The sequence below is a fragment of the Clostridium sp. 1001283B150210_160208_E6 genome (assembly GCF_015669365.1).
Taxonomy (GTDB): Bacteria; Bacillota; Clostridia; order Clostridiales; family Clostridiaceae; genus Clostridium; species Clostridium paraputrificum.
Genome location: NZ_JADPAA010000008.1, coordinates 110924 through 137571, shown reverse-complemented (window position 1 = coordinate 137571; position 26648 = coordinate 110924). Strand labels below are relative to the sequence as shown.

The window sequence follows — 26648 nt, the reverse complement described above, 5'->3', positions numbered from 1 at the left end:
GCCTTATACGAAGCCTAATGATGAAGAACATCTCCGAGTTTCTAACCGAAAGTTTTATAACAAGTAGACTTAGACGTAGCCAACACGTTACAGTTGGAAGACATTATATAGTGTCTATTGAGGTGGCTATTTATAGCAAATTAGGTGGTACCGCGAATTTTACTTTCGTCCTGATAATAGGATGAAAGTTTTTTTATTTTTAGGATAAAATAACTATTAATATTAACGGGAGGTATGAAATGAACAAATCAACATTAGTAAAATCACTTTATAGAAACACAAGTGAATATTTATCAAAAGACATTACAATTTCAGGATGGATTAGAACTTTAAGAGCTTCAAATGCTTTTGGTTTTATAGAAGTTAATGATGGATCATTCTTTAAAAACATTCAAGTAGTTTTTGATAACAAACTAGAAAACTTTAAGGAAGTTTCTAAGTTACCTATTAGTTCATCAATAACTGTTATAGGTACTCTAGTTGAAACTCCTGAAGCTAAGCAACCATTTGAAATTCATGCAAAGGAAGTTATTATTGAAGGTTTATCAGACTCTGATTACCCACTACAAAAGAAAAGACATACTTTTGAGTATTTAAGAACAATAGCTCACTTAAGACCAAGAAGTAACGCTTTCTCAGCAGTATTCAGAGTTCGTTCAGTTGCAGCTTATGCTATTCATAAGTTCTTCCAAGAACAAGGTTTTGTTTACACTAACACTCCAATATTAACAGGTAGTGACTGTGAAGGTGCTGGTGAAATGTTTAGAGTAACTACTCTTGACTTACACAACATCCCAAAAACTGAAGAAGGTGCTATAGACTTTAAGGAAGATTTCTTTGGTAAAGAAACTAACCTTACAGTTTCAGGACAATTAAATGCTGAAACTTTTGCTCTTGCATTTAGAAATGTTTATACTTTTGGTCCTACATTTAGAGCTGAAAACTCAAACACAGCAAGACATGCTGCTGAATTCTGGATGGTAGAACCTGAAATAGCTTTTGCAGATTTACAAGATGATATGGAACTTGCAGAAGATATGTTAAAGTATGTAATCAAGTATGTTATGGATGAATGTCCAGAAGAAATGGCATTCTTTAATCAATTTGTTGATAAGGGATTATTAGAAAGACTTAACCATGTAGTTTCTTCAGACTTCGGTAAAGTTACTTATACAGAAGCTGTTGAAATATTAAAAAGCTGCGGCAAAGCTTTTGAATATGACGTAGAATGGGGTATAGACCTTCAAACTGAACATGAAAGATATTTAACTGAAGAATACTTTAAGAAGCCAGTATTCGTTACTGATTACCCAAAAGACATTAAAGCATTCTACATGAGATTAAATGATGATGGAAAAACTGTTGCAGCAACTGACTGTTTAGTTCCTGGAATAGGTGAAATCATTGGAGGAAGTCAAAGAGAAGAAAGACTTGATGTTTTAAAGAGCAGAATGGCTGAATTAGGTCTTAATGAAGAAGATTACTGGTGGTATTTAGAACTTAGAAAATATGGAGAAACTAAACATGCTGGTTTTGGTCTTGGATTTGAAAGACTAATCATGTACATCACTGGTATGAGCAATATAAGAGACGTTATACCATTCCCAAGAACTACAGGACAATCTGATTTCTAATATAGAAAAGGTACCTTATATAGGTACCTTTTTATTATCCCAAATCAACTTTTAAATCTTATTATAATAATTAATAAGTACAAGACTATTTATAATAGTTAAAAAATAAACCCAACTAAAATTAAATATATTTTTGATTTTATACTTTTCATCCTCTAATTTATTCCCCATCCTGAAGTCTTACTAATCTGTAACCTACTCCAATATGAGTCTGGATATAGCTTCCTGTTTCTTTGCCTTTCTCAATCTTCTTTCTTAATGTAGCCATAAAAACTCTTAATGACGGTATATCACTATCTAATGAACTTTGCCATATCTCTTTTAATATGTATTTATGAGTAAGAACTTTTCCTACATTTTTAGCTAATAAACAGATAAGCTTAAATTCTATAGGCGTTAAATGAGTCTCCTCTCCATCTACAAAAACACAGCCTGATACATAATCTACTTTTAATCCTCCATTAATAAATTCTGTACTTTCGTTATTTTTTGTATTATCATAATTCATTTTTCTTATAGCAACTCTAATTCTTGCTAAAAGTTCATCAACACTAAAAGGCTTAGTTAGGTAATCATCAGCACCTGAGTCTAATGCCTCAATCTTATCTTTATCCTCGCTTCTAGCACTTACTACAATTATTGGACAGTTTGACCACATTCTAACCTTTTTTATAATCTCTCCTCCATCGATATCAGGTAATCCTAAATCTAAAATTATTATATCTGGCCTTTTAGATGTAGCTAACAAAATAGCTTGTTCGCCATTTTCTGCTGTATAGCAATCATAAGAATGTACTTCTAGTGTAGCACTAATAAAGTTTCTTATTGCCTTATCATCCTCTACTACTAAAATTGATGTCTTCATTATTCCTTACCTCCACTAAATCTAATGTGAACCCCATTATCGTTCCTTTCGGTTTATTATCCTTAACATATATTTTTCCTCCATGTGCATTTATTATAGATTTACACAGTGCTAACCCTAAACCTAAGCCCCTTCTGCTATCTCCTCTATTTCCATTCACAGTAAAGAACATATCAAAGATACATTTCTTATCTTGCTCACTTATTCCACTTCCATTATCAGCTACTTCTATTACTACCTTTTTACCTCTTACAAATGCATTTATAGTTATTTCTGAACCTTCATCTGTGTACTTTATAGCATTATCTACTATATTTATTACAACTTGAACTATTAATCTAACATCTACATTAACCATTAATAGTTCATTTTGTAAATTTACATTAATCTTATATTCAACTAACCTTCTATTAGCATGTTGTAATGCCTCATTTATTATTTCCTCCACAAGTTGAGGCTCAGTTCGTAAATTTACATTTCCATTATCTATTCTTGATACTGACAATAAATTTTCTACTAAATTAATTAACCATAAAGAGTCATCATATATATCCAAAATTAATTTTCTCTTTGTTTCTTCATCAAAACTGTTAGATAATATGGAATTTGCACTTCCTGATATACTTGTGAGAGGTGTTCTTAAATCATGAGATACTGCTCTTAAAAGATTTGCTCTAAATCTCTCATTTTCTGCTTGCATCAACACTTTTTTTTGTGATTCATTTAATAAAAACTTTTCTATCGCAAATGATATCTGATTTAATAATGCAGCAAACAATGATTTTTCACCACTGTCTATTCTCTTATCTGAGTTAATAACAATTCCTACAACTGCCATTACTTTTTTCTCTCCAACTAAGGGAGTATACATTAGCTTTGCTCCTGGAAGAGTATCTGTATTAGCTCCTGCTCTTCTCTTATTCTTTATTACCCAACTAACAACAGCTTGTTCATCTACCCCTATAAACTTTTCTTCTAATTCTATTCCATCTTCATCTTTATAATTATAAACTTTACTTATTTTTTCATCCTCTACTGTATAAATAACTACTGGTTCTTTAAGTAACTTATATATCTTCTCTTGCGCACATAATATAATGCTATCTATATCATTGCACCTTTCTAAATCTCTACTTAAATCCAATAATACATTAGTCCTGTATGCTATTATTGCAGATAAATTAGCTTGAGATTTTACTTTAGTCGTCAATGTACTCGTAACAAATGCCGCTATAAGCATTATAAAGAATGTAACTATATAACCTGGATCATCGGCATTAAAAGTAAATCTTGGTTCTGTAAATAAAAAGTTAAAACTCATTACTCCTATAAATGATGAAATAGCACCATAAAATCTTCCTCTTGTTTGATTAGAAATAACAAGAACACCAAGTATAAATATTGTAATAATATTGGCTTCTCCAAATCCTGCTTTAAAAAACAACTGTCCTAACATTGCACAGAATGTTAATACTACTGCAGTCTTTAACGTATCTATTGCTGATAATTCTATCTGCTTTATATATTTTCTTTTTGGATTATATAGACGGGATTCTTTATCTGGAATCACATATATATCTATATCTGGAGCTAATTCTATAAGCCTATCTACAACTCCAATTTTACTTGCGAATATATTTCTTCTTCTTTCGCTTCTCCCAATAATAATTTTTGATATTCCACTTACTTTAGAGAATTCTGCAACTTGATAAGGAACATCATCTCCATAAACAGTTTCTATAACTGCTCCTAAATCTTCTGCTAATTTTAAATTATTTCTAAGTCTCTCTATATTCTTTGAACCTAACTCTTTTGAATAAGTGGTTTCTACAAACAAAGCTGTAAATTTCCCATGAAAAGCTTCTGCCATTCTTGCAGCTGTTCTAATAACTTTTGAATTAGATGGAGAGGAACTTAAACATACTAATATATGTTCATTTGTATGATAAACATTTTCTCCACAAACCTTATTTATACTTACCTCTTTATTAACTCTATCTGCTGTTTGCCTTAATGCTATCTCACGAAGGGCAGCTAAATTCTCTCTAATAAAAAAGTTATTTAAAGCTCTTTTTGCTTGCATATTGCTATATATTTTTCCTTCATTTAATCTATTTATTAAATCTGAAGGATCTATATCTATAAGTTCTACCTGAAATGCCTCATTAAATATTCTATCTGGGACTCTTTCTTTCACTGTTATGTGAGTAATTGATGCAACTATATCATTTAGACTTTCTATATGTTGAACGTTAACTGTAGTATAAACATCAATTCCTGCATCCAATAATTCTTCAATATCACTATATCTTTTTTTATGCCTTAATCCTTTTGCATTTGTATGCGCTAACTCATCAACAATAACAAGCTTAGGATTTCTTTTTAATGCTCCGTCTAAATCAAACTCATTCAACTTTATATTTCTATAATCAACTTTTAGGGTTGGAAGTAATTCCAACCCTTCTAATAAAGCCAATGTCTCAGGCCTAGTATGAGGTTCAACATACCCAACAACTACATCTATACCTGATTTTTTAGCTGCATGAGCAGAATCTAGCATTGCATATGTTTTTCCAACACCTGCTGCATAACCAAAAAATATTTTTAACTTTCCTCTTTTATCTTGTAGCTCAGAGTTATTAACCTTCCTTAATAAGGTTTCAGGATTTGGCCGAACTTCTCCCATATAATCTATACCTCTCTATTCTAATATTCCATCTAAAGCAAGATTAACTTCTAAAACATTAACCACTTCTTCACCAAATATCCCAAGCATTCTTCCTTTAGTATATTTATCAATTATTTCTTCTACTTCTTCAGTATCTAAATTACGTGCTTTAGCTATTCTCTCAACTTGATATTGAGCAGCAGCAACTGATATATGAGGATCTAATCCACTACCTGAACATGTTACTAAATCAACAGGAATAGCCTCTTCTTTCACAGTTGGATTAGTCTTTCTAATCCTTTCAACTCTTTCTTTTACAAGCGCTTCATATTCTTCACTTGCTGGACTTAAATTTGATGGAGTTGCATACATTAACGCGTTTCCATCATCATCAGTAAAAGTTTCTGTATCAATATTCATTATACGCCCCCATAAATATTCATCACCTGTAAATTGTTGCGCTAATAAAACACTACCATACTTCTTTCCATCAACTTCTATAATACTACCATTTGCTTTATCTTTAAATAATACTTGTGAGATTCCTGTCATTACTAAAGGGTATACTAACCCACAAATTACCGTAAACACTATTATGCAAATAAAAGCCTTTTTTGCTACCTTCATTATAACTACCTCCTATACTATTCCAAGGACTGTAATAATTACATCAATAATCTTAATTGCAATAAATGGAGCTATAATTCCTCCAACTCCATAAACCAATAAATTTCTTGATAAAAGCTTACTCGCTGGAACTTCTCTATATTTAACACCCTTTAATGCAAGAGGTATTAAGGCTACTATAATTAAAGCATTATATATAACAGCAGAGAAGATTGCACTTTCTGGACTTGCTAATCTCATTATGTTTAATTTATCTAATTGAGGATAAAGTCCAATAAATAACGGTGGTATTATTGCAAAGTATTTAGCAATATCATTTGCAATACTAAAAGTAGTTAGAGCACCTCTAGTCATAAGTAACTGCTTACCTATACGAACAATATCAATTAGCTTAGTTGGAGATGAGTCCAAATCCACCATATTTCCTGCTTCTTTAGCAGCTTGAGTACCAGTATTCATAGCAACTGCCACATCAGCTTGTGCTAATGCTGGTGCATCATTTGTTCCATCACCAGTCATGGCTACTAAATGACCTTGCTTTTGGAAATCTTTAATCATATTAAGTTTTCCTTCTGGAGTAGCTTCAGCTAAAAAATCATCAACTCCTGCCTCAGCTGCTATTGCTGCCGCTGTAAGGGGGTTATCACCTGTAATCATTATTGTTTTAATTCCCATCTTTCTTAAATCTGCAAACTTTTCTTTAACCCCCTTCTTAACTATATCTTTTAAATGTACTATTCCTAATACCCTACCATTTTTAGCTACAACTAATGGAGTACCTCCAACATTAGCTATTTTTCTTACTTCTTCATCACATTCCTTAGAGAATGATCCGCCTTTTTCTTCTACATATCTCTTAATTGCATCTGCAGCACCTTTTCTTACTTCATTTCCAGAGAAATCTACTCCACTCATTCTTGTTTTAGCTGTAAATGGTATGAATGTAGCTTTTAATTCAGTCATATTACGTTCTCTAATTCCAAATTTTTCTTTAGCTAATATAACTATACTTCTTCCTTCTGGTGTTTCATCTGCTAATGATGCTAATTGAGCTGCATCAGCTAATTCTCTTTTATCAATACCATCAACAGGTACAAACTCACTAGCTTGCCTATTACCTAATGTAATAGTTCCTGTCTTATCTAACATTAAAATATCAACATCTCCAGCAGCCTCTATTGCTCTCCCACTCATAGCTAAAACATTGGCTTGATTTAATCTACTCATTCCTGCAATACCTATAGCTGATAGCAATGCCCCTATTGTTGTTGGTGCTAAACATACTAATAATGCTAGTAACACTGTTACAGAAGTATTATTTTCTACACCTGCTTGAACAAAGGAGAACTTTGAATAAGAATATAACGAAACAGTTACAGTTAAAAATATAATTGTTAATGCAACAAGTAATATTTGAAGGGCTATTTCATTAGGAGTTTTCTTTCTAGCTGCTCCTTCCACCATAGCTATCATTTTATCCATAAAACTTTCACCTGGATCATTACTAACCTTAATAACAATCCAATCTGATGTAACAGTCGTACCGCCAGTTACTGCACTTCTATCCCCTCCACTTTCACGAATTACTGGTGCAGATTCACCTGTAATTGCACTTTCATCTACTGATGCTGCTCCTTCTATAACATCACCATCTGCTGGAATTTGTTCTCCAGCATGAACAATAATTAAATCACCTTTTCTTAATTCTGATGAATTAACTTTAGTAACTTTAGATTTATCAGTAATAGAAGCTATCTTACTAGCTACAACATCCTTTTTTGAAGCACGTAAGGAATCTGCTTGAGCCTTCCCCCTACCTTCTGCTATAGCTTCTGCAAAGTTAGCAAAGATAACAGTAAACCAAAGTAATATTGCAATTCCTAATATAAAACTAGGCGAATTATCTTTTATTCCAAATAAAGATATAATATATAATATTGATGATAATATTGAAGCTATATAAACTATAAACATTACTGGATTTTGAATTTGAACTTTAGGATTTAACTTAATAAATGAATCCTTAATAGCTCTTTTCATCATACTTTTATTAACTAGGGATTTTTCTTTCTTCATATCTTACTCCCTCCTTCTACGCAATCATTTGAAAGAACTCTGCTATTGGACCTAACGCAAGCGCAGGGAAAAAACTTAATGCTCCAACTAAAAGAACTACAAATATTAATAATCCTATAAACAAAGCATTATGAGTTGATAATGTTCCTACACTAACTGCTACTTTCTTCTTTTGAACCAATGAACCTGCAATTGCAAGTGTCCCAATTAATGGTACAAATCTAGCAAATAACATTACAATACCTATTGTTATATTTATAAATGGTGTATTAGCCCCAAATCCAGCAAATGCTGATCCATTATTTCCTCCTGCAGATGAATAAGCATAAAGCATCTCAGAAAATCCATGAGCTCCTCCATTATTCAAACTTTCTGCTACTTCAGGAATTAATGAAGCTATTCCACTACTAACAAGTATCGCTATTGGTGTAGCAAGGCAAACTAACATTGCCATCTTCATTTCATAAGGCTCTATCTTCTTTCCTAGATACTCTGGTGTCCTACCTACCATAAGACCTGCAATAAATACTGCTACTATAGCAAATGCAAGCATACCATATAAACCACATCCAACTCCTCCAAATATAACTTCTCCAAGTTGCATTTGAAGCATTGTTATCATACCTCCTAACGGAGTATAACTATCATGCATTGAATTAACTGATCCATTTGAAGCAGCTGTAGTAAATGTAGCCCAAGTACTTGAAGTTACAATACCAAACCTGCTTTCTTTTCCTTCCATATTTCCACCAGCTTGTCCTACCGTTGAAACGTCAACCTTCCCCGATTGAGCAAGCTGAGGTGTTGCGTTGGCTTCACTTACCGCAACAATAGAAAGTGCTGCAACCAACATAATAAACATTGCTAAAAATATTGCTCTTCCTTGTTTTTTATCTTTTATACTTCTACCAAATGAAAAACATAAAGCTGCTGGTATTAGAAGCAATGAAATCATCTCTAACATATTAGAAAATATTGTTGGATTTTCTAATGGATGTGCTGAGTTAACTCCAAAGAATCCTCCTCCATTTGTACCCAATTGTTTTATAGCTATTTGGCTAGCTGCAGGACCTTGTGGTATTACTTGCTTAGTAATTACAGTTCCATCTTCTAACTCTATTGGTTGTACTAATTGTACCTCTTCATAAGAATTAAGATTTTGAACTACTCCTTGGGATGCTAATCCAAGGGTAACAACTATCGAAAGCGGTATTAAAACATATAGTATACTTCTAGTTAGGTCCACCCAGAAACTTCCGATTCCCTTTTCTTTAACTCTTGTAAAACCTCTAATTAAAGCAAATAGTACTGCAATACCAGTTGCTGCTGATACAAAGTTTTGAACAGTTAAGCCTAGCATTTGAGTTAGATAACTTAACCCACTTTCACCTGAATAGGCTTGCCAGTTTGTATTAGTTACAAAGCTTGATGTTGTATTAAATGCCAAGTGAGCTGTTGTGCCATCAACGCCTTCTGGATTAAGTGGCAAAACTCCCTGTAACATATTTAATAAGAATAAAATTATAAATCCAAATATACTAAATGAAACTACTGATACAGCATACTTCTTCCATGTCATATCTTCTTTCTTATCTATTCTCATTATTTTATATATAAAATTTTCTACAGGTACTAATACTTTAGATAAAAATACTTTTTCTCCATCCATAACTTTGCTTATATATTTTCCAAGTGGAATTGCTAATACCATTAGAATAACTAAGTATAGGCCATATTGTAATACTGCGTTCATTATTCATTATCCCCCTTTAATAAAATGTAAAAAAGATATATAAATAGCACTAAAGCTACTATACCTATAAAGTTAATAATAATTCCCACGAGATCATCCTCCTCTCTTACGAGGTTAATTATAGATAAAAAGATATAAAGATAGTGTTAGAGTTATTAGCACTAGCATTAAGATTGTATAAAGATAAAATTATAGCAAATTAAATTTTTCCAACTAATCTAGACAATAAAAAAGAGGATACTTTTAGTATCCTCATAATATGTATAATTTACTATTTTATTTCCTTCCAAAGACTAGCTGCACTTACTGGATTCCAATCATCTTGAGATGTATGTCCTTGTAAGCATTTATACTTTTTATCACTATAGCTTACTTTATCACCCACAGCATATTCTATACCATCTCCAGACCATTCAACTATACTACTATCTGACAAAGTAGCTGATGCAGCTAAACTATCATCTACCTTAACAGCTAACTCCTTTGTAACAGTATTTCCTTCATCGTCTTTAACTGTTAGTACATATTCATACTCACCCTTTACCTTGTTTGACATTATATTTTCTTTTAACCCTTCATCAACATCCTCTTTAGAAGATACTAACTGACCATTTTCTGTTAGTGTATAGTCTACAGATTTTACTCCCTCACATAATTCTACTACAACTACATAATTCCCATCTTCACTTACTTCTTTATCCGCAGATATATTTACCTTATCCTCTGTAAGTGTACTTTTATCCCCACATCCTACTAATGTTAATGATAATCCCACTAATATCATACTTATTAATTTCTTTTTCATTGACCACTATCTCCTCTCTAGTACTATACCTTTATGATTCCCAAATTACTACCTGATTTCTCTTTAAGCTCTCTTTAACATCTATAATTCTTTGATTTGAAGACCCCTTAAACAATAACCCTTCCTCTTTTTTATCTTGCTGAAATTCTCCATCAACTAATACATCTAAAGTATTAATTAACCTTCTCCATTCTGGCTTTTCATTAAAATGGCTTACTATGAACTCATAGGTATATCCTGTATAGCTCCATATATTTAGACCATTCTTCTTAAAAGCTTCACCCATGTATGCAAACTCTCCTGGTCTTTCAAAAGGATCTCCACCACTAAATGTAACACCTTTTATCATTGGATTACTTAGAACATCTTTTATTAATTCATCCATGTCTTTTTCTTCTCCACCATCAAAGCTATGAGTATCAGGATTGAAACATCCCTTACAATTATGCTTACATCCTTGGGAAAAGAATACTCTCCTCATTCCAGGCCCATTTACCAAACTTTCATATGCTATCCCAGCTAATCTTATGGTATTGCCCACTGAAACCCCTTCTCTCTATAGATATTTCTACATATATTATATCACCAATTATAGTCATACAATATCTATTTAAATAAATATCCTTCTAGCCAATCTATAAATTGTGTAGCGGATCTTGGTGACCTACCATTGTGCCACTTTTCCCACTTTAGGGCTTCTCTATGTACATATTCCTTATCTACATCCAATCCTCTAAGAGCTACTAGACCATCTATAATCTTTAAAAACTCTTTTTGGTCAGGAGTAAAGAAACTAATTGTAATACCAAATCTATCTGATAGAGATAACTTTTCTTCCATAGTATCCTTTGAGTTTATCTCTTCCCTATCAGCAAACTTTTCAACAATTAAATGTCTCCTATTAGTTGTAGCATAAATTATTATATTATCAGGTTTATTTTCTACTCTTCCTTCTAATATTGTCTTTAAAGCAGAGTAGCTATCTTCATTTTCATCAAAAACTAAATCATCAACAAAAATAATAAACTTTTGCTTCTTATCTTTTAACAACCTAATGATTCTAGTAAAATCTCTTAATTGATCTTTATCAACTTCTATTAACCTTAATCCATCCATATAAAATTCGTTAAGTACAGCTTTTACTGTGGATGATTTTCCGGTTCCCCTAGCTCCATACAATAATAAATTATTTGCAGGAAGACCCTTTAAAAAACTCTTTGTATTATCGATTATTTCCTTCTTTTGAGTTTCATAACCTATTAAATCAGATATATTTATTGGGTCAGGCTCTAAAATTTCTCTTAAGTGCCCTTCATTATCATCATTAAACCTTTCCCAAACAAAGGCTTTATAAGCTGTGCTTCTTCCTGTTCCATTCTTTATATGAAAGTTTTTTATCTTATCTATTTTATTACCCCAATTATTTTCACACATTAGAATATGCTTTAATCTTTCTATATCCATTTCTGTTTTTGCTATGTACTTATCTTCATTTAAATTCCATCCTATAAGCGAATTTATAGTACTTACTGAATCAAATTTATTTAATAAGATACTCTTAATATCATTGCTAGTAACCTTTGCTATGTCACACAACAAATTCAGTTCATTAAATATGCCATCTTCAGTAAAACTAGGTACCTCTCCAAAATTACTTAAGGATTGATTAAATGGATTTGAGCTTAATAACATTTCATCTATTATAACTTCCTTAAATGATAATGTCCTATTAACCTTAAATAACTCAAATGTAAATTCATTATATGCCTTTACACACTCCTCAATCTTAGAGTTATCACACAACTTATCAACAAGCTTCCTAAATTTATCCCCAACTTTCTCTTCAAATATCCCCTTATACACACAAAGAGAATTTAAATTTAATTTAATAATTTCTTCCTTATTCATTTTCAGCCCCCATTTTCTATTTTTTGTATACACTACTATTTTATCACAACAAAAAAAGAAGGAAATCTTACATATGTAAAATTCCTTCTAATCTTTTATAAAACTAATTTTTTGTACAATACTCTTCTATAGCATTAGCAACAATCTTTGCATTTGCTACAGCTTCAACAACAGTTTTAGCTCCAGTTACTACATCTCCTGATCCAAATACACCCTCTCTAGTTGTGTGCCCTTGTTCATCAGTTACTAATAGTCCCCATTTATTTGTCTCTAAGCTTTCTGTATGAGGAACTATATTATTCTTAGGTGCTTGACTTACAGCTATTATTGTGGAGTCACACTCAAAGAATTCCTCTTCATCTTCCAATATCTTAGTTTGTACTCTTCCATCTTCACCTTTAACATTTTCAGTTCTAACTAATTTAACTCCTTCTTCAGTTATCTCTAAAGGAGCTACAAAATGTTTAAACTTAATATCATCTTCTTTAGCTTCTCTTATTTCATCACCTGTTGCTGGCATATCCTCTTCACCTTTTCTATAAAGGATATATACTTCATCAGCACCATTTCTTTTGGCAACTCTAGCAGCATCCATAGCTACATTTCCTGCCCCTATTACAGCTACTCTTTTTCCTAGCCTATATACATTTGGAGACTTTAAATAATCTATTGCATAATGAACATTTCCTAATGTTTCACCTTTTATATTTAAAGTTTTTGGGTTCCATACTCCTGTTCCAATAAATATAGCTTTATATCCATCACTAAATAGTTTATCAATAGTTATAACAGGACCAATTAAAGTATTTGGTCTTATTACTACACCTGAATCTAAAAGTCTCTCTTCAATTTTATCTATCATTTTATTTGGCAATCTATATTCAGGAATTCCATACCTTAAAACTCCACCAATCTTTTCATGAGCATCAAATAAAGTTACTTTATATCCTTTTTGCGAAAGTATAAATGCTATTGTTATTCCAGCAGGACCTCCACCGACTATAGCAACTCTATCCTTTGTCTTAGGAGTATTTTCTATCTCCATTTCTTCTAAATATTTAGTAGAAATTTCTGTTTCTATATCATGAAATCTTACTGGTTCATCTTTAATACCTTTTATACAATATCCTCTACACTGATCTTCATGAGGACATACTATTGAACATACTAAAGATAATGGATTATTTTTAAATAGAACTTCTCCTGCTTCCTTTAACTTTCCTTCCTTATAAAGCCCTATTACTTCTGGAATTGGTGTGCTTATAGGACAATGTTGCTTACATCTTGGATTCTTGCATGACAAGCATCTATTTGCCTCATCTAAATATAACATTTCTCTTGTACCTCTCTTCATTCTTATCTAATAGTTTGTTATTTCATCATATATAATATTACAAATAAAGACAAGAGTAAAAATTTCACTATATTTATAAGCTAATTACTTGATCATAGATTTTCTTAGATAATTGCGGAATGAACTCATCACTCCCCTCCCTTGGTCATAATAGATTTATATATGGTCTGTTCGCATATACAACAGTTACATCATGATTATATGCACCATTTATACCTATCTTATGTGCCACCTTCACGGAAATATATTTTGATATTATAACCTTATCCCAACTTGTTTGTTGAAGACTCCCTCTATCAACTATATAAAAATAAAAGACCATTGAATATATGATACATCCCTTGTCTATTTGAGAAGGGATGTATCAATATCAATAGTCATTAAAAATTATACTAATTGCTATGTTTTACGTAATTAAGTCTTCCACCTACATTAATTACATCAATTTCTTTTTCTGTTAAATTAACTGTAACTTCAAATTCTATTCCTTTAGTAACATTTTTAACCTTAACAGTTCCAGTTTCTAAAGAGCGCTTTACATTATCAATAACTAAATCATCAACTAAATCTATGCTATTATAATCACTTTCTTCTTTAAATTCCATAGGAATTATACCATTATTAATTAAGTTAGCTTTATGAATTCTAGCAAATGATTTAGCAATTACAGCTTTTACTCCAAGATATAATGGAGCTAATGCAGCATGTTCTCTAGAAGAACCTTGTCCATAATTATCACCTGCAATTATGAAACCACCGTTATATTCCTTAGCCCTCTTAGGGAACTCTATATCTACTGTGTTAAAACAAAATTCTGAAAGATATGGAATATTAGATCTAAATGGAAGAAGCTTTGCATTTGAAGGCATTATATGATCTGTTGTTATATTATCCTCAACCTTTATTAATACCTTACCTTCAATACTATCCCCTAATTGCTTATTTACTGGGAATGGTTTTATATTTGGTCCTCTTACAACATCAACCTCTGCATTTGTTGGTGCAGGCGCTAATATCATTGAATCATCTATTAAAAATCTTTCAGGCATATCTATTGTTAAATCTACATCTAATTCAGTTGGATCTGTTAAAACTCCTGTTATTGCAGATACTGCTGCTGTTTCAGGACTTACTAAAAACACCTTGGCAGATAGGGTTCCACTTCTACCATAGAAGTTTCTATTAAAAGTTCTTAAAGAGACTGCATTTGTTGATGGCGCTTGTCCCATACCTATGCAAGGACCACAAGAGTTTTCTAATATTCTTGCACCTGCACTAATAATATCAGCTAATGCCCCATTTCTAGCTATCATCTCCATAACTTGTCTTGATCCAGGAGCTATTACCAAACTTACATTAGGATTAACCTTTCTTCCCTTTAGTATTTTAGCAACCTTCATTAAATCCTCATATGAGGAATTTGTACAGCTACCAATTGCTACTTGGTCCACCTTTATCTTTCCAAATTCTTTTACTTCTTTAACATTATCTGGACTATGAGGACCTGCAGCTAGCGGTACTAATTCATCTAAGTTTATAGTTATTTCCTCATCATATAATGCATCTGCATCAGGCTTGAATTCTATCCAATCCTCTTCTCTTCCTTGAGCCTTAAAAAACTCTAAAGTTCTTTCATCACTTGGGAAAATAGAAGTTGTTGCTCCTAATTCAGCTCCCATATTTGTTATAGTAGCTCTTTGTGGAACTGATAGTGACTTAACACCTTCACCAGCATATTCAAATACCTTTCCAACTCCACCTTTTACAGTTAACTTTCTTAATACTTCTAATATTATATCCTTAGATGCTACCATCTTATTTAATTTACCTTCTAAATTAACCTTAACTACTTTAGGAGTATTTATATTATAAGCTCCTCCCCCCATAGCTAAAGCAACATCTAATCCACCAGCACCCATAGCTAGCATACCAACTCCACCAGCGGTTGGAGTATGGCTATCAGATCCAATTAACGTCTCTGATGGTGTTGAAAATCTTTCTAAAAATACTTGGTGACATATTCCATTACCTGGTTTAGAAAAATACACACCATATTTTGAAGCTACTGTTTGTATAAACTTGTGATCATCAGCATTTTCAAATCCTTGTTGTAACATATTATGATCTACAAAAGCTACTGATCTCTTAGTTTTTACTCTATCAATCCCCATTGCTTCTAATTGTAAGTATGCCATTGTTCCTGTTGAATCTTGAGTTAAAGTTTGATCTATTTTAATTGCTATTGGTTCTCCTGCCTTTAACTCACCTTCAACAATATGACTTTTTAATATTTTATATACTAAATTATCGCCCATCTTAATTCCCCCTTAGTGCTTATTGCAATTTAGTTAGCTTTTTCTGTTAATTGCCTTTTATATTCTTTATATAACCCAACAATCTCTTTATCAAATAAACTTCTCTTTAATCTAACAGAAGTTGATCTAACCATTTCTAATATAGCTGAAGCTTCTTCATTAGTAAGTTCTATATTATATTCTTTAAACTTATTTACTATAGCTGCCTTACCTGAATGTTTTCCTATTACTATTTGTCTTTCAAGACCAACTACACTTGGATCAAAAGCTTCATAATTCTTAGGATTCTTTAGTGCCCCATCTGCATGAATACCTGATTCATGAGCAAACATATTTGTTCCTACTATAGCCTTCCAAATAGGTAATACCCTACCTGATGCCTTAGAAACATATTCAGAGATTTCCCTAAACATTGTAGTATCCATGTCCACATCGCAGCCATAAACAAACTTCAATGCCATAACCACTTCTTCAAGAGCTGCATTTCCTGCTCTTTCTCCTAATCCATTAACTGTTACGCCTACATGATTAGCGCCACCTCTTAATCCTGCTATGGCATTTGCAGTTGCCATACCAAAATCATTATGAGTATGCATCTCAATATCTAGCTTAGCATTGTCATATAGCGCTTTAATTTCTTCTTCTATTTGGAATGGCCCCATTACCCCAACTGTATCACAATATCTAAATCTATCTGCACCAACTTCCTTTGCAGCCTTCATAAACTTAATTAAAAACTCTCTATCAGCTCTTGATGCATCTTCACCATTAACGGATACATACAATCCATTTTTCTTAGCATATTCTACAGACTTAACCATATTTTCAAGTACCCATTCTCTTGATGTCTTTAACTTATTCTTAATATGAATATCTGAAACTGATATTGATATAGCTACAGCATCTACTCCACAATCTATAGACTCTTTTATATCAGATATGACAGCTCTATTCCAAGCCATTATACTGCTTTTTAGATTTCTCTTTACTATGGATTTAATTGCGTCTTTTTCATCTCCACCCATAGTTGGTATACCTACTTCTAATTGGTCTACTCCTAAGTCGCTTAACATTGTTGCTATTGCTAACTTTTCTTCATTAGCAAATACAACACCGGCAGTTTGCTCTCCATCTCTAAGAGTTGTATCTACCACATAAATTTGTCTTCCATTTTTTAAATCTTTTACTGGCATAATATCCCCCTTTTCTTATTTCTTTGTTATATCCTTTCGATTATCTATATGAAGCCCCAAAAAATCAGTGGATATAGCAATTTACTATTTTACCATTTTATTCTATCACACCAAATTATTATTAACAATAGAAAAACAAAGATTTTTGCAAGTTTTGTATAGTTTCAATTCAATATTTTATATATATTTTTAAATTATCACTAAAATACTACTAATTATTGCAAGATTTATTATAAAAATTGCACTATGCAAATAAAAAAGGATGCAACTTAATTGCATCCTTTTCCTACTTATATGTGGACTCGTGTGATTCTGTATGGGTTATTCTATCATCTCTTTCATGCGACTTTCCAGATCCAAATCTTTCATCTAAGCTTAGATATCCTGTTACTCTTGAAATTCCTTGTATGTCATTACTTCCACATTTAGGACATGCACACTCGTGGTTATGCAAAGTTTCTCCACAATCCTTGCAATACCTTATATGAAAATTAACACCAAGATAACTTATATTAGTATTTTTATATGCATAATCAATTATATCTTTTATTGTATCTCCTGTGGGATTATCATCTACCTCTATATAACTGATATGGCCTCCATTACAAAGCTTATGGTAAGGTGCTTCAATATCAATTTTATCTTTAATTGATATTGGGAAACCAACAGGTATATGATAACTATTTGTATAATATTCTTTATCTGTAATTCCCTTTAAAATCCCAAACATCTTTTGGTCTTGTTTTATAAACTTTCCTGAAAGTCCTTCTGCTGGTGTAGCATAACAACTCCAGTTAAGATGAGTTTTTTCAGTTAATCTATCTATATTACTTCTAAGGAATGTAATTATCTTCTCACCAAGTTCCCTCGAAGTTGGGTCTTCCCCATGATGTTTTCCTGTTAAAGCTACTAAAGTCTCTGCTAAACCTATAAATCCAATTCCCCAAGTTCCTTGTTTTAATATTGGCTCTATAGAATCTTCTTCATTAAGCCCTTCTGAACCTTTCATTAGATGCTGTCCTGCAACAAAAGGTAAATCTTTAACTCTTAGATTCTTTAATATTCCATATCTATGCATTAATGCTTCTTCAGCCAAATCAATTCTCTGTTGGAATAATTCAAAGAATTTATCAATATCACCCTTTGCTTGAAGCCCTATTCTAGGTAAGTTTATTGTTGTTGGAGCTATATTTCCTCTTCCTTTACATCCTGGTTCCCCATTAACATTTTTCATCAGATATGTTCTACATCCCATAGTAGCTGGCATATATCCCTTATCATAATATTCCTTATTAAAATCAGCATCAATATTCATAAAAGTAGGATTCATCCTTTTAGCTGCTACTCTGCAAGCTAATTCATATAAATAGTAATATGGATCTCCTTCTTCCCTATTAACTCCCTCTTTTACTCTAAATATAATATTAGGGAATATAGGTTGCTCACCCTTTCCTAATCCCTTTTCATATTCTTCTAAAAATATTTCACACACTAAAGCTGCATCATCACTGTTAGGAATACCTATATTAACAGAACTAAATGGAACTTGAGAACCAGCTCTAGAATGCATAGTATTTAGGTTAAACACAACACCTTGCATTGCTTGATGTATTCTTTCTGTAACTTTTTTCTCTAATATACCCTCTATTCTTTCACTTGGAACTCCTAATTCCTCTAATTCCTTTTTTATTTCTTTTCTTGTTGGTTCAACAAATATACCTAAATCGTTATCAAAATCTGGATGAGATTGACCTCCAAACATATCATTTTGCGTTGATTGTAGAAGTATACATGATAACTCTGCTGCTGTTTCTATTCTTTTAGGTGAATTTATTGTTCCATATCCTGTGTTAAAACCTTTTTCTAACACCTCTCTAGTAGGAATATGAAGACAATTTGTAGTTAAATTATAACTATCTAAATCGTGATAATATAAATCTCCTGTTTCATGAGCCTTTGCTAATTTCTTAGGCATACTAGCTAATGTATGCCATTTATTTGATTCAGATGCTATCCTTAAAAGTTTAGAACTAAAATTATTTCCTACATTGGCATTATCTCTATCTGTTTCATACCCTATTTGTTGAATTGCTTTCATTAAATCAGACTTAATTTCTCTAACCTTTGTTCTCTCTTTTCTATAAGTTGAATATGATATAGCAATGTTTTCATGGCCACTATCTCTTAATGCCTTTTCAACTAAGTTTTGAACTTCTTCTACAGATATATTTTCTTTCTCTGTCATTTCTATGTAATTTATAACCTTTTGCACACAGTCAAACACCTGACTAGTCTTTAAACTTACCCCCTCTTCAGTAGCTGCCTTCTTTATAGCGTTAGATATCTTATCGATATTAAACTCAACTGTTCTGCCATCTCTCTTAACTACATATAGCATTAGCAATTCCCCTTCCATACAATATATTGTGCCTGTCACCTTTATAATTATACTTTATTAAATCTCACACTTCAATATTCCACAATTTTCAATTTTATCAAAATACCTTCATTTACTATACTATTTGTCCACTTATCTTCACTTTTTATTTGTTTGTATTATTTTTCTAATAAATGAATAAACTAGTACTATACCTATTTTTATTTTTGTTAAGGAGAGAATGATGAGAAAAAGATTAGCTATAATAATAATAACAACTTTACTAGGAAGCTGCCTTTATGGTTGCAATAAAAAAGAAGCAGTTAATACTACTAATGTAGTGGAAACCAAATATTCTTTTCCTTATACAGGAGAAGAATGTGATCAAACTTCTATAAACAATACTCCTTTTATGGTTATGGTAGAAAACTCACCAGCTGCTCGTCCACAAAGCGGTTTATCACAAGCAGATATTATTTATGAAACCTCTGCTGAAGGTGGTATACCAAGATTTATGGCTTTATTCCATAGCCAATCACCCTCTACAATTGGACCGGTTAGAAGTGTTAGACCTTACTATATAACACTTTCTAGAGAAAACTCGCTACCTTTTGCCCATTGCGGAGGTTCCTTAGATGCATTAAATGAAATTAAACAAGATAATTCTATAATGAGTATAAACGAGATATCTAAAGAGCATTACTTTTGGAGAGATTCTACAAGAAAAGCTCCTCACAACCTATATACCTCATCTGAGAAAATACGCAGTTTTATATCTACTAATGATTGGAATGTAAAACCTAAAAGCTTCTCTAACTTTGACAATGAATATTACAAGAAGGATGATTATAAAGCATGCGATAACATTTTAATAACTATTAATAATCATTACAATACTTCCTACACTTATAACAATAATGTTTACACTAAGTACATGGATGGTGAAAAAGCATGGGATATGGCATATGAATCTCCACTTGAGTTCTCCAATGTAATAATACAAAAGACTGATATAAAGTTGGGGGAAGATGGATTGCATCTTGATATAAACCTAATTGGTGAAGGGGATGGTCTTCTATTAAGTAATGGAAAAATCTTAGATATCAAATGGAGAAAATATAGCGAACTATCTGAAACAAAATTATATGATATGAACGGAAATGAACTTCCTCTTTCCGCTGGTAAAACTATTTGGCATATTGTAGATAATAAAACTAGCATTAAATATTAAAATAAAAGAATCTCGCTTTTGCGAGATTCTTCCTATCTTCCTACCTTTTTCTTTCTCTTTTCTATAAATAGCATCCTATCTGCACAAGAAAATATTTCATTCTTTTTCATAGTTGAATCAATACTTATTGTTGCTAATCCATATGTAAATCCTATTTTTATATTTTCTGAACTCATGGCTAGAATATCATTTATTCTAGATAGCTTTTCTTTTACATCTTCAATAGTTGATTTCCTAAATATTATTACAAACTCATCCCCTGACATTCTTGCATAAGTATCATTTTCTCCAAGACACTTTCTCATTGCAGATGCCATTTTAACTAAAGCTGCATCACCAGCTCTGTGTCCAAATGTATCATTTATAACTTTAAAATTATCTAAGTCAATAATTGCAAGAACACTTTCTATACCATTCTTCCTAACCTCATTTAATTCATCTTCAAATATTTGATTAAAACTTCTTCTGTTATAAAGTCCTGTTAGTTCATCATGAGTTGCCATATGTTTTAATTTATCTTGCGTTAAAAAGTTTTTAATTTCTGCTTCGAACTCACGCTTTATATATCTTAATAATTTTATATCTTCCTCTGTAAATTTATGGCTTCCCTCACCAGAATATATATTTATAACCCCTATAAGCTTACCATCAGAGCTTATTGGAGAAACTAATATATACTCGTTCTTATGCCCTAAACTTGACTTTAAAATAGCAGTATCTTTGCAACCATTATATTTGTATAAAGCTAACTCTTCCTTAGGTAAAGGACTCAAACTAATATCACTATTAAATCCCCTTATAGTCTTATAATGAAATAATCTATCTTCTTCCTGAATCAATATGCTACCCTTATTTCCTTTTTGAATAACATTGAGTGCTGTTGTTAAAATTAAATCATAAACCTCTTGCTTAGTTTTTATTAATTGAATCTTATCACCTAATATACACATTTCTTTTCTTATTCTATCTGATTCATTTATTCTATTCCTTAACTCTTTTATCTTTAACGCTTGTACTATTAGAATACTAAATACTGTAATGAGATAAATAGTAACAAAAAAATCACTTTTCATAGCTCCTCCACTTATGTAGCGTATTATATAAATTATATTACTTTTTATTATGCTGGTACAGTTTTTTAATTCCTATTTTATTATTGAATAACCTTATCACTTTTGATATAGTTAACTATATCAATAGTGATAAGGTTTAAGAAAATTACATATATTATCTATATAAATATTAGGAGGTTTTTATATGCAAAAGATAGGTATAATTACAGATAGTGCTTCAGATATAACAAATGACATTATAGAAAAATATAATATAAAAGTTGCACCTTTTAGAATAATATATTCAGGTAAAGAATATGAGGATAAAGTTGATATAAGTCCTGAAGAAGTATACTCTTCTTTACACAAGGAGATTCCTACAACTTCTTTACCAAATGTAGAAAGAATAAATGAGATATTAGATGAATTTGAAAAGGAAGGATACACTCATGTTATATCCATAAATATTTCTAGTGCCCTTTCTGGTACTAGTAATTCTATTAGGTTAGTACTTGAAGACCATCCTAAATTAACTTCATTTGTATTTGATACAAAAACTTTAACAATGGCAGAAGGTTGCTTAGTTATTGAGGCTGCAAAACTAGTTGAAGAAGGAAAAACATTTGAAGAAATCGTATCTATATTACCAACCCTAAGACCTAAGGTTCAATGCTATTTTACACTTAATACATTAGAATACTTAAAAAAAGGTGGAAGAATTGGTAAGGTATCAGGAACAATAGGAGAAATATTAAGCCTTAAACCAATTATAGAAGTTGGTGATGATGGTATTTATAATACTTATGCAAAAGTAAGAGGAAGAAAACAATCTCTTACAAAGTTACGTAAGATCTTAGATAGTTACTTAGAGAAAGGTAAATGTAATGTTTGGGTTCTTCATGGTCATTCCGAGGAAGACTGCAAGGATCTTTACAATTCCTTTAAGGACTTAGATAATATAAATAATATAGAAACTGGTTCAATTGGTCCTGCTCTTGGAGTTCATACTGGTCCTGGTCTAGTAGGTTTTATAGTTCAAGAGGTAGAATAAATTAATGAATGATTTATCCTCTATGAGTCCTCAAGAAATAAAAGCTGCAGAAAAACAACTGTATGAAGAATATAAACAAAAGGTTGCTCAACTAAAGAAGGTTCAGAAAGAAAAGGAAGCTGTAGGTCAGGTCTTTACAAAAGGACTTCTCCCTATATATGTTCTTTACATCTTAAGTCTTGGCCCTTCAAACGGAAATGATATATCACACAAAATAGGTCAAAGAACTGGTGGTTTATGGATTCCTAGTACAGGAGGTATCTACCCTCTTCTAAAAAAATTAGAGAAGCAGGATTTAATTATTGGAGAATGGGATGATCTAGACAAAAAATTTCAAAAGATATATACTTTAACCCCAGCAGGAATGTTAGAGTTTGAAAATAAAAAACAACTTTTAAAGCCTAAAATTGAAGAAGCATTAAAAGTCTTTAAAATAATTTATCGAGATATTTATTAGATATACTTTTTATGAGTATATCTTTTCTTTTTATTGCCATGCTAAATATAAGGAGGTAGTAAAATGAGAGGAATAATAATTGATAAGAACTTTTCAGAAGCTTTTGTATGCCTTGAAGATGGTGAAACTATTTCGATTCCATCATCTGAAGTTACGGATTCCAACGTAGGAGATATGATTACACTATCTAATATATCAATTCCTACAAATTATAATTCTAACACTAATCTAACAAATGAAAAATTACTAGATTTCTTTTAGTTAAAATAAAAAGGTGGAGTGGCTATTTATTTTGCTTGTTCCGTAGCTACGCTCCAAGTCACATCAAAATAAATAGCTACCCCACTCATACTGAAGGTAAGGAAATTATAAAATTATTATCCTTGATTTTATATTTTTTAATATGGAATTTTAATAATACCTTTGATTTATAGCGAATTAAAATTTTATAATTTCCTAAACATAAAAAAAGATGCCTCTTGGCATCTTTTTATTGATTAATCACCACAAGTAATTGCACTTACAGGGCAACTTGCTTGAGCATCTACAGCTGCATCTTCACAATTTGAAGGAACCTCATCAACAATTACATGAGCCTTTCCATCATCTTGTAATTCAAACACCTCTTCACAAATAGATGGGCATAATCCACATCCTATACAAGTATCTTGATCTACTACTGCTTTCATTATTCATTCTCCTTCCTATAGGAATTTACATACATAGCTTACCCAAGGAAGAAAAAATTATTACTTTATCTAATATAATCCTTCAAAAATTAAAGAGTATAATGGACTATCTATTACATATTCTTCTGCTTTACCTTCTTCTAAGGCTTCTGTAAAGTCTAAATCTATTGGCAATTCACCTAATAATGGTAACCCTAGATATTCAGCATGTTCTTCTGCTGACTTCTTACTAAACACTCTTATTTTTTTATCACAATCTGTACATGTAATGTAAGACATGTTTTCAACTACACCTTTTATTTTTATACCTATCTTCTCGGCCATTATTACAACTTTTTTAACTATCATTGACACCATATCTTGAGGTGTAGATACAATTACTAATTCCTTTATAGGGAAATCTTGCATTACTGTTAAAGCTATATCCCCTGTTCCTGGAGGCATATCTATTAATAAGTAATCTAAATCTCCCCACTCAGTATCTACATACATTTGGTTTAAAACCCCAGTTATTACTGGACCTCTCCAAATAACAGGTTGATCTTCAACTTGTGTAACTAAATTCATAGACATAACTTTTATACCCGAATTAGTTTCTACAGGTATAAACTTAACTGTATTCTCATCAATAGGAACTATTTGCCCTCTCTTTTGGTTTATTCCAAAGAACCTTGGCATGGAAGGTCCTGTTATATCTGCATCTAATACACCAACAGAATAACCTTTCTTTCTAAGCATTGAAGCCATTATTCCTGTAACAGTAGATTTACCAACTCCACCTTTACCGCTAATTACTCCTATAACATTCTTTACATTACCATACTTAGGTAAAACTTTAATTGAACATGTTGATGTACCTTGTGAAGAACATGTTCCTTTACTTGGACAATTATCACAACTACTCATTTCCTCTTCCTCCATTGTATATTAATTACCATTCATCTGGTTTTTCTCCTGGGTTTCCTATGTATATATCCCAGCTCTTATATTCATAATTTCCTACTACATAATAGGTTTCATAAACTTTATCCTTTTTATTATCTACAGTTATTACAGTTCTAAATTTCTTTGAACTATAACCCTTATTCTTTACAGTTATAACAGTATCAAATTCTTCCGAATTATTATTAATCAACTTTGTACCAGCAACAACTTTATCTAAGTTTTTTTCAAACTTTTTTAAATCAACAGAAAACATATATTTTAAACAATCTACGTCTCCAGTTATATCTATACCTACCTTATTATCACCTTTTGATAATTCATCCTTTTTTAATTCTAATACCTGCAATATAGAATTATAGTAAATATCTTCAAATTCTCTTGGTTTTCTTATAAAGGATAAATTTTGAGTTATACTATCATCTAGACTTTTTGAAACAAGATAAGAGTTATTTTCATCATAAAAGTTTCCTACACCTCTTTCATCTACGCTAACTACATAGTTATAGGACTTAACTTCATCTCCCATATATATTTCAAATACATAGTCCGGATCAAGGGATGTTTTTTCATCCTTAATATTTCCCTTTGAAAGTATCTTATATATATTTTGTATTGCACTCTGATCATTTACAATAAATCTAAACCCAGCATCTCTTGAGCTTTGAATAATTATTTTATCCACCTTATTTTGAAGTAAATAATCAAAATCAGTATTTTTAAAGCCAACCTTTACTAAAGCAGTATCTATTAGACCACAACCCGTTAAAGACATACATATAAATATAAATACGGACACTAGAGTAAATCTATACTTCTTCACTTTCCTTTTTTCTCTCCTTTTGTTTTTGAATAAAATATACAGCTAATCCAAATATAAATGTAAAGATAGCTATAAATTGTGATGTGGATAAAACTCCAACATTTCCTCTTGGATCATTTCGTAAAAATTCTACTAGGAATCTTCCTACACTATATATAATAACATATAAGGAGAAAATATGTCCGTCTACCCTATTCCTTTTAGAGTACCATATAAGAAAAGCTGCTAAGGCAAAATCAAAAATAGCAGAATATATTTGTGTTGGATATAAGGATACCCCTGCTGGCGCTAAAGCTCCTTCTGGGAATATTACGCCAAACTTGCCTGTGGTTTCAGCCCCATAACAACATCCTGCTAGAAAACATCCTATTCTTCCAAATCCTTGTGCTAATGCTACTCCTGGAACAACACAATCAAATATCTTCACAGTATTCCACTTATTCTTTCTACAATAAATGTATATAGATAATGCCCCTAATATAATAGCTCCATATATAACAAAGCCCTCACCAAAATTTAATAAAATAGACGGATTTTTAATTATATTTTTAAATTCAGTTATTATAAATAATAACTTACCACCTAGGACACCACATATAACAGCTATTACAATTAAGTTAAATACTTTATCTTCATCATAACCTAACTTTTCGGCTCTCTTTGTAAACATATATCCAGCCACAATTACACCTATGGCAATCATAAGACCATAACTGTAGACATTATGTCCAAAAATTTCAAATAAAACTAACCTCATGACTCCTCCTTACTTTATAATCTAATAAATTAGGAGAAGCTTAATAGCTTCTCCTAATATTTAAATTATAA

At 31.5% G+C, this 26648-nt stretch carries 23 protein-coding genes and 1 other annotated feature (1 of these 24 cut by a window edge); of the genes, 5 read left to right on the top strand and 18 right to left on the bottom strand.

The features are described 5' to 3' along the window. Positions 1-176 (top strand) — a binding site (T-box leader) (it extends 63 nt beyond the left edge of the window). Between the two features lie 63 nt (positions 177-239). Further along, positions 240-1634, top strand: coding sequence for an asparagine--tRNA ligase (asnS, locus tag I4V16_RS10375; RefSeq protein ID WP_111938096.1), 1395 nt, complete (start codon positions 240-242; stop codon positions 1632-1634). Positions 1635-1794: 160 nt separating this feature from the next. Here the strand turns inward: asnS and I4V16_RS10370 are convergent, their stop codons facing one another. The 13 genes from I4V16_RS10370 to nrdD form a co-directional block, all read right to left on the bottom strand. Next, positions 1795-2499 carry a response regulator transcription factor gene (locus I4V16_RS10370; protein WP_080351818.1) on the bottom strand — a complete coding sequence of 235 codons (705 nt, stop codon included), beginning with the start codon at positions 2497-2499 and terminating at the stop codon, positions 1795-1797. After that, positions 2468-5185 carry a sensor histidine kinase KdpD gene (locus tag I4V16_RS10365; RefSeq protein ID WP_195966677.1) on the bottom strand — a complete coding sequence of 906 codons (2718 nt, stop codon included), beginning with the start codon at positions 5183-5185 and terminating at the stop codon, positions 2468-2470. The genes I4V16_RS10370 and I4V16_RS10365 overlap by 32 nt, the downstream gene beginning before the upstream one ends. 15 nt (positions 5186-5200) lie before the next feature. Beyond that, complete coding sequence (gene kdpC / locus I4V16_RS10360) at positions 5201-5794, bottom strand: potassium-transporting ATPase subunit KdpC (protein ID WP_049178153.1); 594 nt, start codon at positions 5792-5794, stop codon at positions 5201-5203. A gap of 12 nt (positions 5795-5806) precedes the next feature. Further along, positions 5807-7870, bottom strand: coding sequence for a potassium-transporting ATPase subunit KdpB (gene kdpB, locus I4V16_RS10355; protein WP_049178152.1), 2064 nt, complete (start codon positions 7868-7870; stop codon positions 5807-5809). A 16-nt stretch (positions 7871-7886) separates the two neighbouring features. After that, positions 7887-9626 (bottom strand): potassium-transporting ATPase subunit KdpA, encoded by a 1740-nt coding sequence (kdpA, locus tag I4V16_RS10350; protein WP_195966680.1) that lies wholly within the window; start codon positions 9624-9626, stop codon positions 7887-7889. 268 nt (positions 9627-9894) lie between these two features. After that, positions 9895-10428, bottom strand: coding sequence for a carbohydrate-binding protein (locus tag I4V16_RS10345; RefSeq protein ID WP_099329228.1), 534 nt, complete (start codon positions 10426-10428; stop codon positions 9895-9897). Between the two features lie 31 nt (positions 10429-10459). Next, positions 10460-10969, bottom strand: a complete 510-nt coding sequence (gene nrdG, locus I4V16_RS10340; RefSeq protein WP_099329227.1) for an anaerobic ribonucleoside-triphosphate reductase activating protein — start codon at positions 10967-10969, stop codon at positions 10460-10462. 65 nt (positions 10970-11034) lie between these two features. Beyond that, positions 11035-12336 carry an ATP-binding protein gene (locus I4V16_RS10335; protein WP_049178148.1) on the bottom strand — a complete coding sequence of 434 codons (1302 nt, stop codon included), beginning with the start codon at positions 12334-12336 and terminating at the stop codon, positions 11035-11037. Between the two features lie 103 nt (positions 12337-12439). Continuing rightward, positions 12440-13690, bottom strand: coding sequence for an NAD(P)-dependent oxidoreductase (locus tag I4V16_RS10330; RefSeq protein WP_243282798.1), 1251 nt, complete (start codon positions 13688-13690; stop codon positions 12440-12442). Between the two features lie 145 nt (positions 13691-13835). Beyond that, positions 13836-14012 (bottom strand): serine hydrolase, encoded by a 177-nt coding sequence (locus I4V16_RS17330; protein ID WP_143759153.1) that lies wholly within the window; start codon positions 14010-14012, stop codon positions 13836-13838. A 70-nt stretch (positions 14013-14082) separates the two neighbouring features. Continuing rightward, positions 14083-16005, bottom strand: a complete 1923-nt coding sequence (locus tag I4V16_RS10325) for an aconitate hydratase (protein ID WP_049178146.1) — start codon at positions 16003-16005, stop codon at positions 14083-14085. Between the two features lie 29 nt (positions 16006-16034). Then, positions 16035-17198, bottom strand: coding sequence for a homocitrate synthase (gene nifV / locus I4V16_RS10320; protein WP_195966675.1), 1164 nt, complete (start codon positions 17196-17198; stop codon positions 16035-16037). Positions 17199-17484: 286 nt separating this feature from the next. Beyond that, positions 17485-19596 carry an anaerobic ribonucleoside-triphosphate reductase gene (gene nrdD, locus I4V16_RS10315; protein WP_049178144.1) on the bottom strand — a complete coding sequence of 704 codons (2112 nt, stop codon included), beginning with the start codon at positions 19594-19596 and terminating at the stop codon, positions 17485-17487. A gap of 223 nt (positions 19597-19819) precedes the next feature. On the opposite strand from nrdD, the gene I4V16_RS10310 reads away from it, so the two are divergent. Further along, positions 19820-20806: a DUF3048 domain-containing protein gene (locus I4V16_RS10310; RefSeq protein WP_195616986.1), complete on the top strand. Its 987-nt coding sequence runs from the start codon at positions 19820-19822 to the stop codon at positions 20804-20806. A gap of 32 nt (positions 20807-20838) precedes the next feature. Here I4V16_RS10310 and I4V16_RS10305 read toward each other — a convergent pair whose 3' ends face one another. Continuing rightward, complete coding sequence (locus I4V16_RS10305) at positions 20839-21879, bottom strand: diguanylate cyclase (protein ID WP_049178143.1); 1041 nt, start codon at positions 21877-21879, stop codon at positions 20839-20841. A gap of 184 nt (positions 21880-22063) precedes the next feature. Between I4V16_RS10305 and I4V16_RS10300 the strand changes: the two genes are divergently transcribed. The 3 genes from I4V16_RS10300 to I4V16_RS10290 all read left to right on the top strand — a co-directional run bounded on the left by I4V16_RS10300 (position 22064) and on the right by I4V16_RS10290 (position 23627). Beyond that, positions 22064-22909 carry a DegV family protein gene (locus I4V16_RS10300; RefSeq protein WP_049178142.1) on the top strand — a complete coding sequence of 282 codons (846 nt, stop codon included), beginning with the start codon at positions 22064-22066 and terminating at the stop codon, positions 22907-22909. 22 nt (positions 22910-22931) lie between these two features. After that, entirely contained in the window at positions 22932-23366 is a 435-nt protein-coding gene (locus tag I4V16_RS10295; RefSeq protein WP_161799081.1) for a PadR family transcriptional regulator, read from the top strand. A 63-nt stretch (positions 23367-23429) separates the two neighbouring features. After that, complete coding sequence (locus tag I4V16_RS10290) at positions 23430-23627, top strand: hypothetical protein (RefSeq protein ID WP_049178140.1); 198 nt, start codon at positions 23430-23432, stop codon at positions 23625-23627. Positions 23628-23863: 236 nt separating this feature from the next. Here the strand turns inward: I4V16_RS10290 and I4V16_RS10285 are convergent, their stop codons facing one another. The 4 genes from I4V16_RS10285 to I4V16_RS10270 form a co-directional block, all read right to left on the bottom strand. Further along, entirely contained in the window at positions 23864-24055 is a 192-nt protein-coding gene (locus tag I4V16_RS10285) for a ferredoxin (RefSeq protein WP_049178139.1), read from the bottom strand. A 69-nt stretch (positions 24056-24124) separates the two neighbouring features. After that, positions 24125-24961: an Mrp/NBP35 family ATP-binding protein gene (locus I4V16_RS10280; RefSeq protein WP_049178186.1), complete on the bottom strand. Its 837-nt coding sequence runs from the start codon at positions 24959-24961 to the stop codon at positions 24125-24127. A gap of 25 nt (positions 24962-24986) precedes the next feature. After that, positions 24987-25820 (bottom strand): hypothetical protein, encoded by an 834-nt coding sequence (locus I4V16_RS10275; protein WP_318552306.1) that lies wholly within the window; start codon positions 25818-25820, stop codon positions 24987-24989. Beyond that, on the bottom strand, positions 25807-26577 hold the full coding sequence (locus I4V16_RS10270; RefSeq protein ID WP_049178138.1) for a prolipoprotein diacylglyceryl transferase: 771 nt from the start codon (positions 26575-26577) through the stop codon (positions 25807-25809). Before I4V16_RS10270 ends, I4V16_RS10275 begins: the two co-directional genes overlap by 14 nt. Positions 26578-26648 lie beyond the last annotated feature (71 nt).

What these genes read in the sequence shown, in the direction of transcription:
- asnS (WP_111938096.1), top strand. Translation starts at nt 240, where the DNA reads ATGAACAAATCAACATTAGTAAAATCACTTTATAGAAACACAAGTGAA.
- I4V16_RS10370 (WP_080351818.1), bottom strand. Translation starts at nt 2,499, where the DNA reads ATGAAGACATCAATTTTAGTAGTAGAGGATGATAAGGCAATAAGAAAC.
- I4V16_RS10365 (WP_195966677.1), bottom strand. Translation starts at nt 5,185, where the DNA reads ATGGGAGAAGTTCGGCCAAATCCTGAAACCTTATTAAGGAAGGTTAAT.
- kdpC (WP_049178153.1), bottom strand. Translation starts at nt 5,794, where the DNA reads ATGAAGGTAGCAAAAAAGGCTTTTATTTGCATAATAGTGTTTACGGTA.
- kdpB (WP_049178152.1), bottom strand. Translation starts at nt 7,870, where the DNA reads ATGAAGAAAGAAAAATCCCTAGTTAATAAAAGTATGATGAAAAGAGCT.
- I4V16_RS10345 (WP_099329228.1), bottom strand. Translation starts at nt 10,428, where the DNA reads ATGAAAAAGAAATTAATAAGTATGATATTAGTGGGATTATCATTAACA.
- I4V16_RS10335 (WP_049178148.1), bottom strand. Translation starts at nt 12,336, where the DNA reads ATGAATAAGGAAGAAATTATTAAATTAAATTTAAATTCTCTTTGTGTG.
- I4V16_RS10330 (WP_243282798.1), bottom strand. Translation starts at nt 13,690, where the DNA reads ATGAAGAGAGGTACAAGAGAAATGTTATATTTAGATGAGGCAAATAGA.
- I4V16_RS17330 (WP_143759153.1), bottom strand. Translation starts at nt 14,012, where the DNA reads ATGGTCTTTTATTTTTATATAGTTGATAGAGGGAGTCTTCAACAAACA.
- I4V16_RS10325 (WP_049178146.1), bottom strand. Translation starts at nt 16,005, where the DNA reads ATGGGCGATAATTTAGTATATAAAATATTAAAAAGTCATATTGTTGAA.
- nifV (WP_195966675.1), bottom strand. Translation starts at nt 17,198, where the DNA reads ATGCCAGTAAAAGATTTAAAAAATGGAAGACAAATTTATGTGGTAGAT.
- nrdD (WP_049178144.1), bottom strand. Translation starts at nt 19,596, where the DNA reads ATGCTATATGTAGTTAAGAGAGATGGCAGAACAGTTGAGTTTAATATC.
- I4V16_RS10310 (WP_195616986.1), top strand. Translation starts at nt 19,820, where the DNA reads ATGAGAAAAAGATTAGCTATAATAATAATAACAACTTTACTAGGAAGC.
- I4V16_RS10305 (WP_049178143.1), bottom strand. Translation starts at nt 21,879, where the DNA reads ATGAAAAGTGATTTTTTTGTTACTATTTATCTCATTACAGTATTTAGT.
- I4V16_RS10300 (WP_049178142.1), top strand. Translation starts at nt 22,064, where the DNA reads ATGCAAAAGATAGGTATAATTACAGATAGTGCTTCAGATATAACAAAT.
- I4V16_RS10295 (WP_161799081.1), top strand. Translation starts at nt 22,932, where the DNA reads ATGAGTCCTCAAGAAATAAAAGCTGCAGAAAAACAACTGTATGAAGAA.
- I4V16_RS10290 (WP_049178140.1), top strand. Translation starts at nt 23,430, where the DNA reads ATGAGAGGAATAATAATTGATAAGAACTTTTCAGAAGCTTTTGTATGC.
- I4V16_RS10285 (WP_049178139.1), bottom strand. Translation starts at nt 24,055, where the DNA reads ATGAAAGCAGTAGTAGATCAAGATACTTGTATAGGATGTGGATTATGC.
- I4V16_RS10280 (WP_049178186.1), bottom strand. Translation starts at nt 24,961, where the DNA reads ATGAGTAGTTGTGATAATTGTCCAAGTAAAGGAACATGTTCTTCACAA.
- I4V16_RS10270 (WP_049178138.1), bottom strand. Translation starts at nt 26,577, where the DNA reads ATGAGGTTAGTTTTATTTGAAATTTTTGGACATAATGTCTACAGTTAT.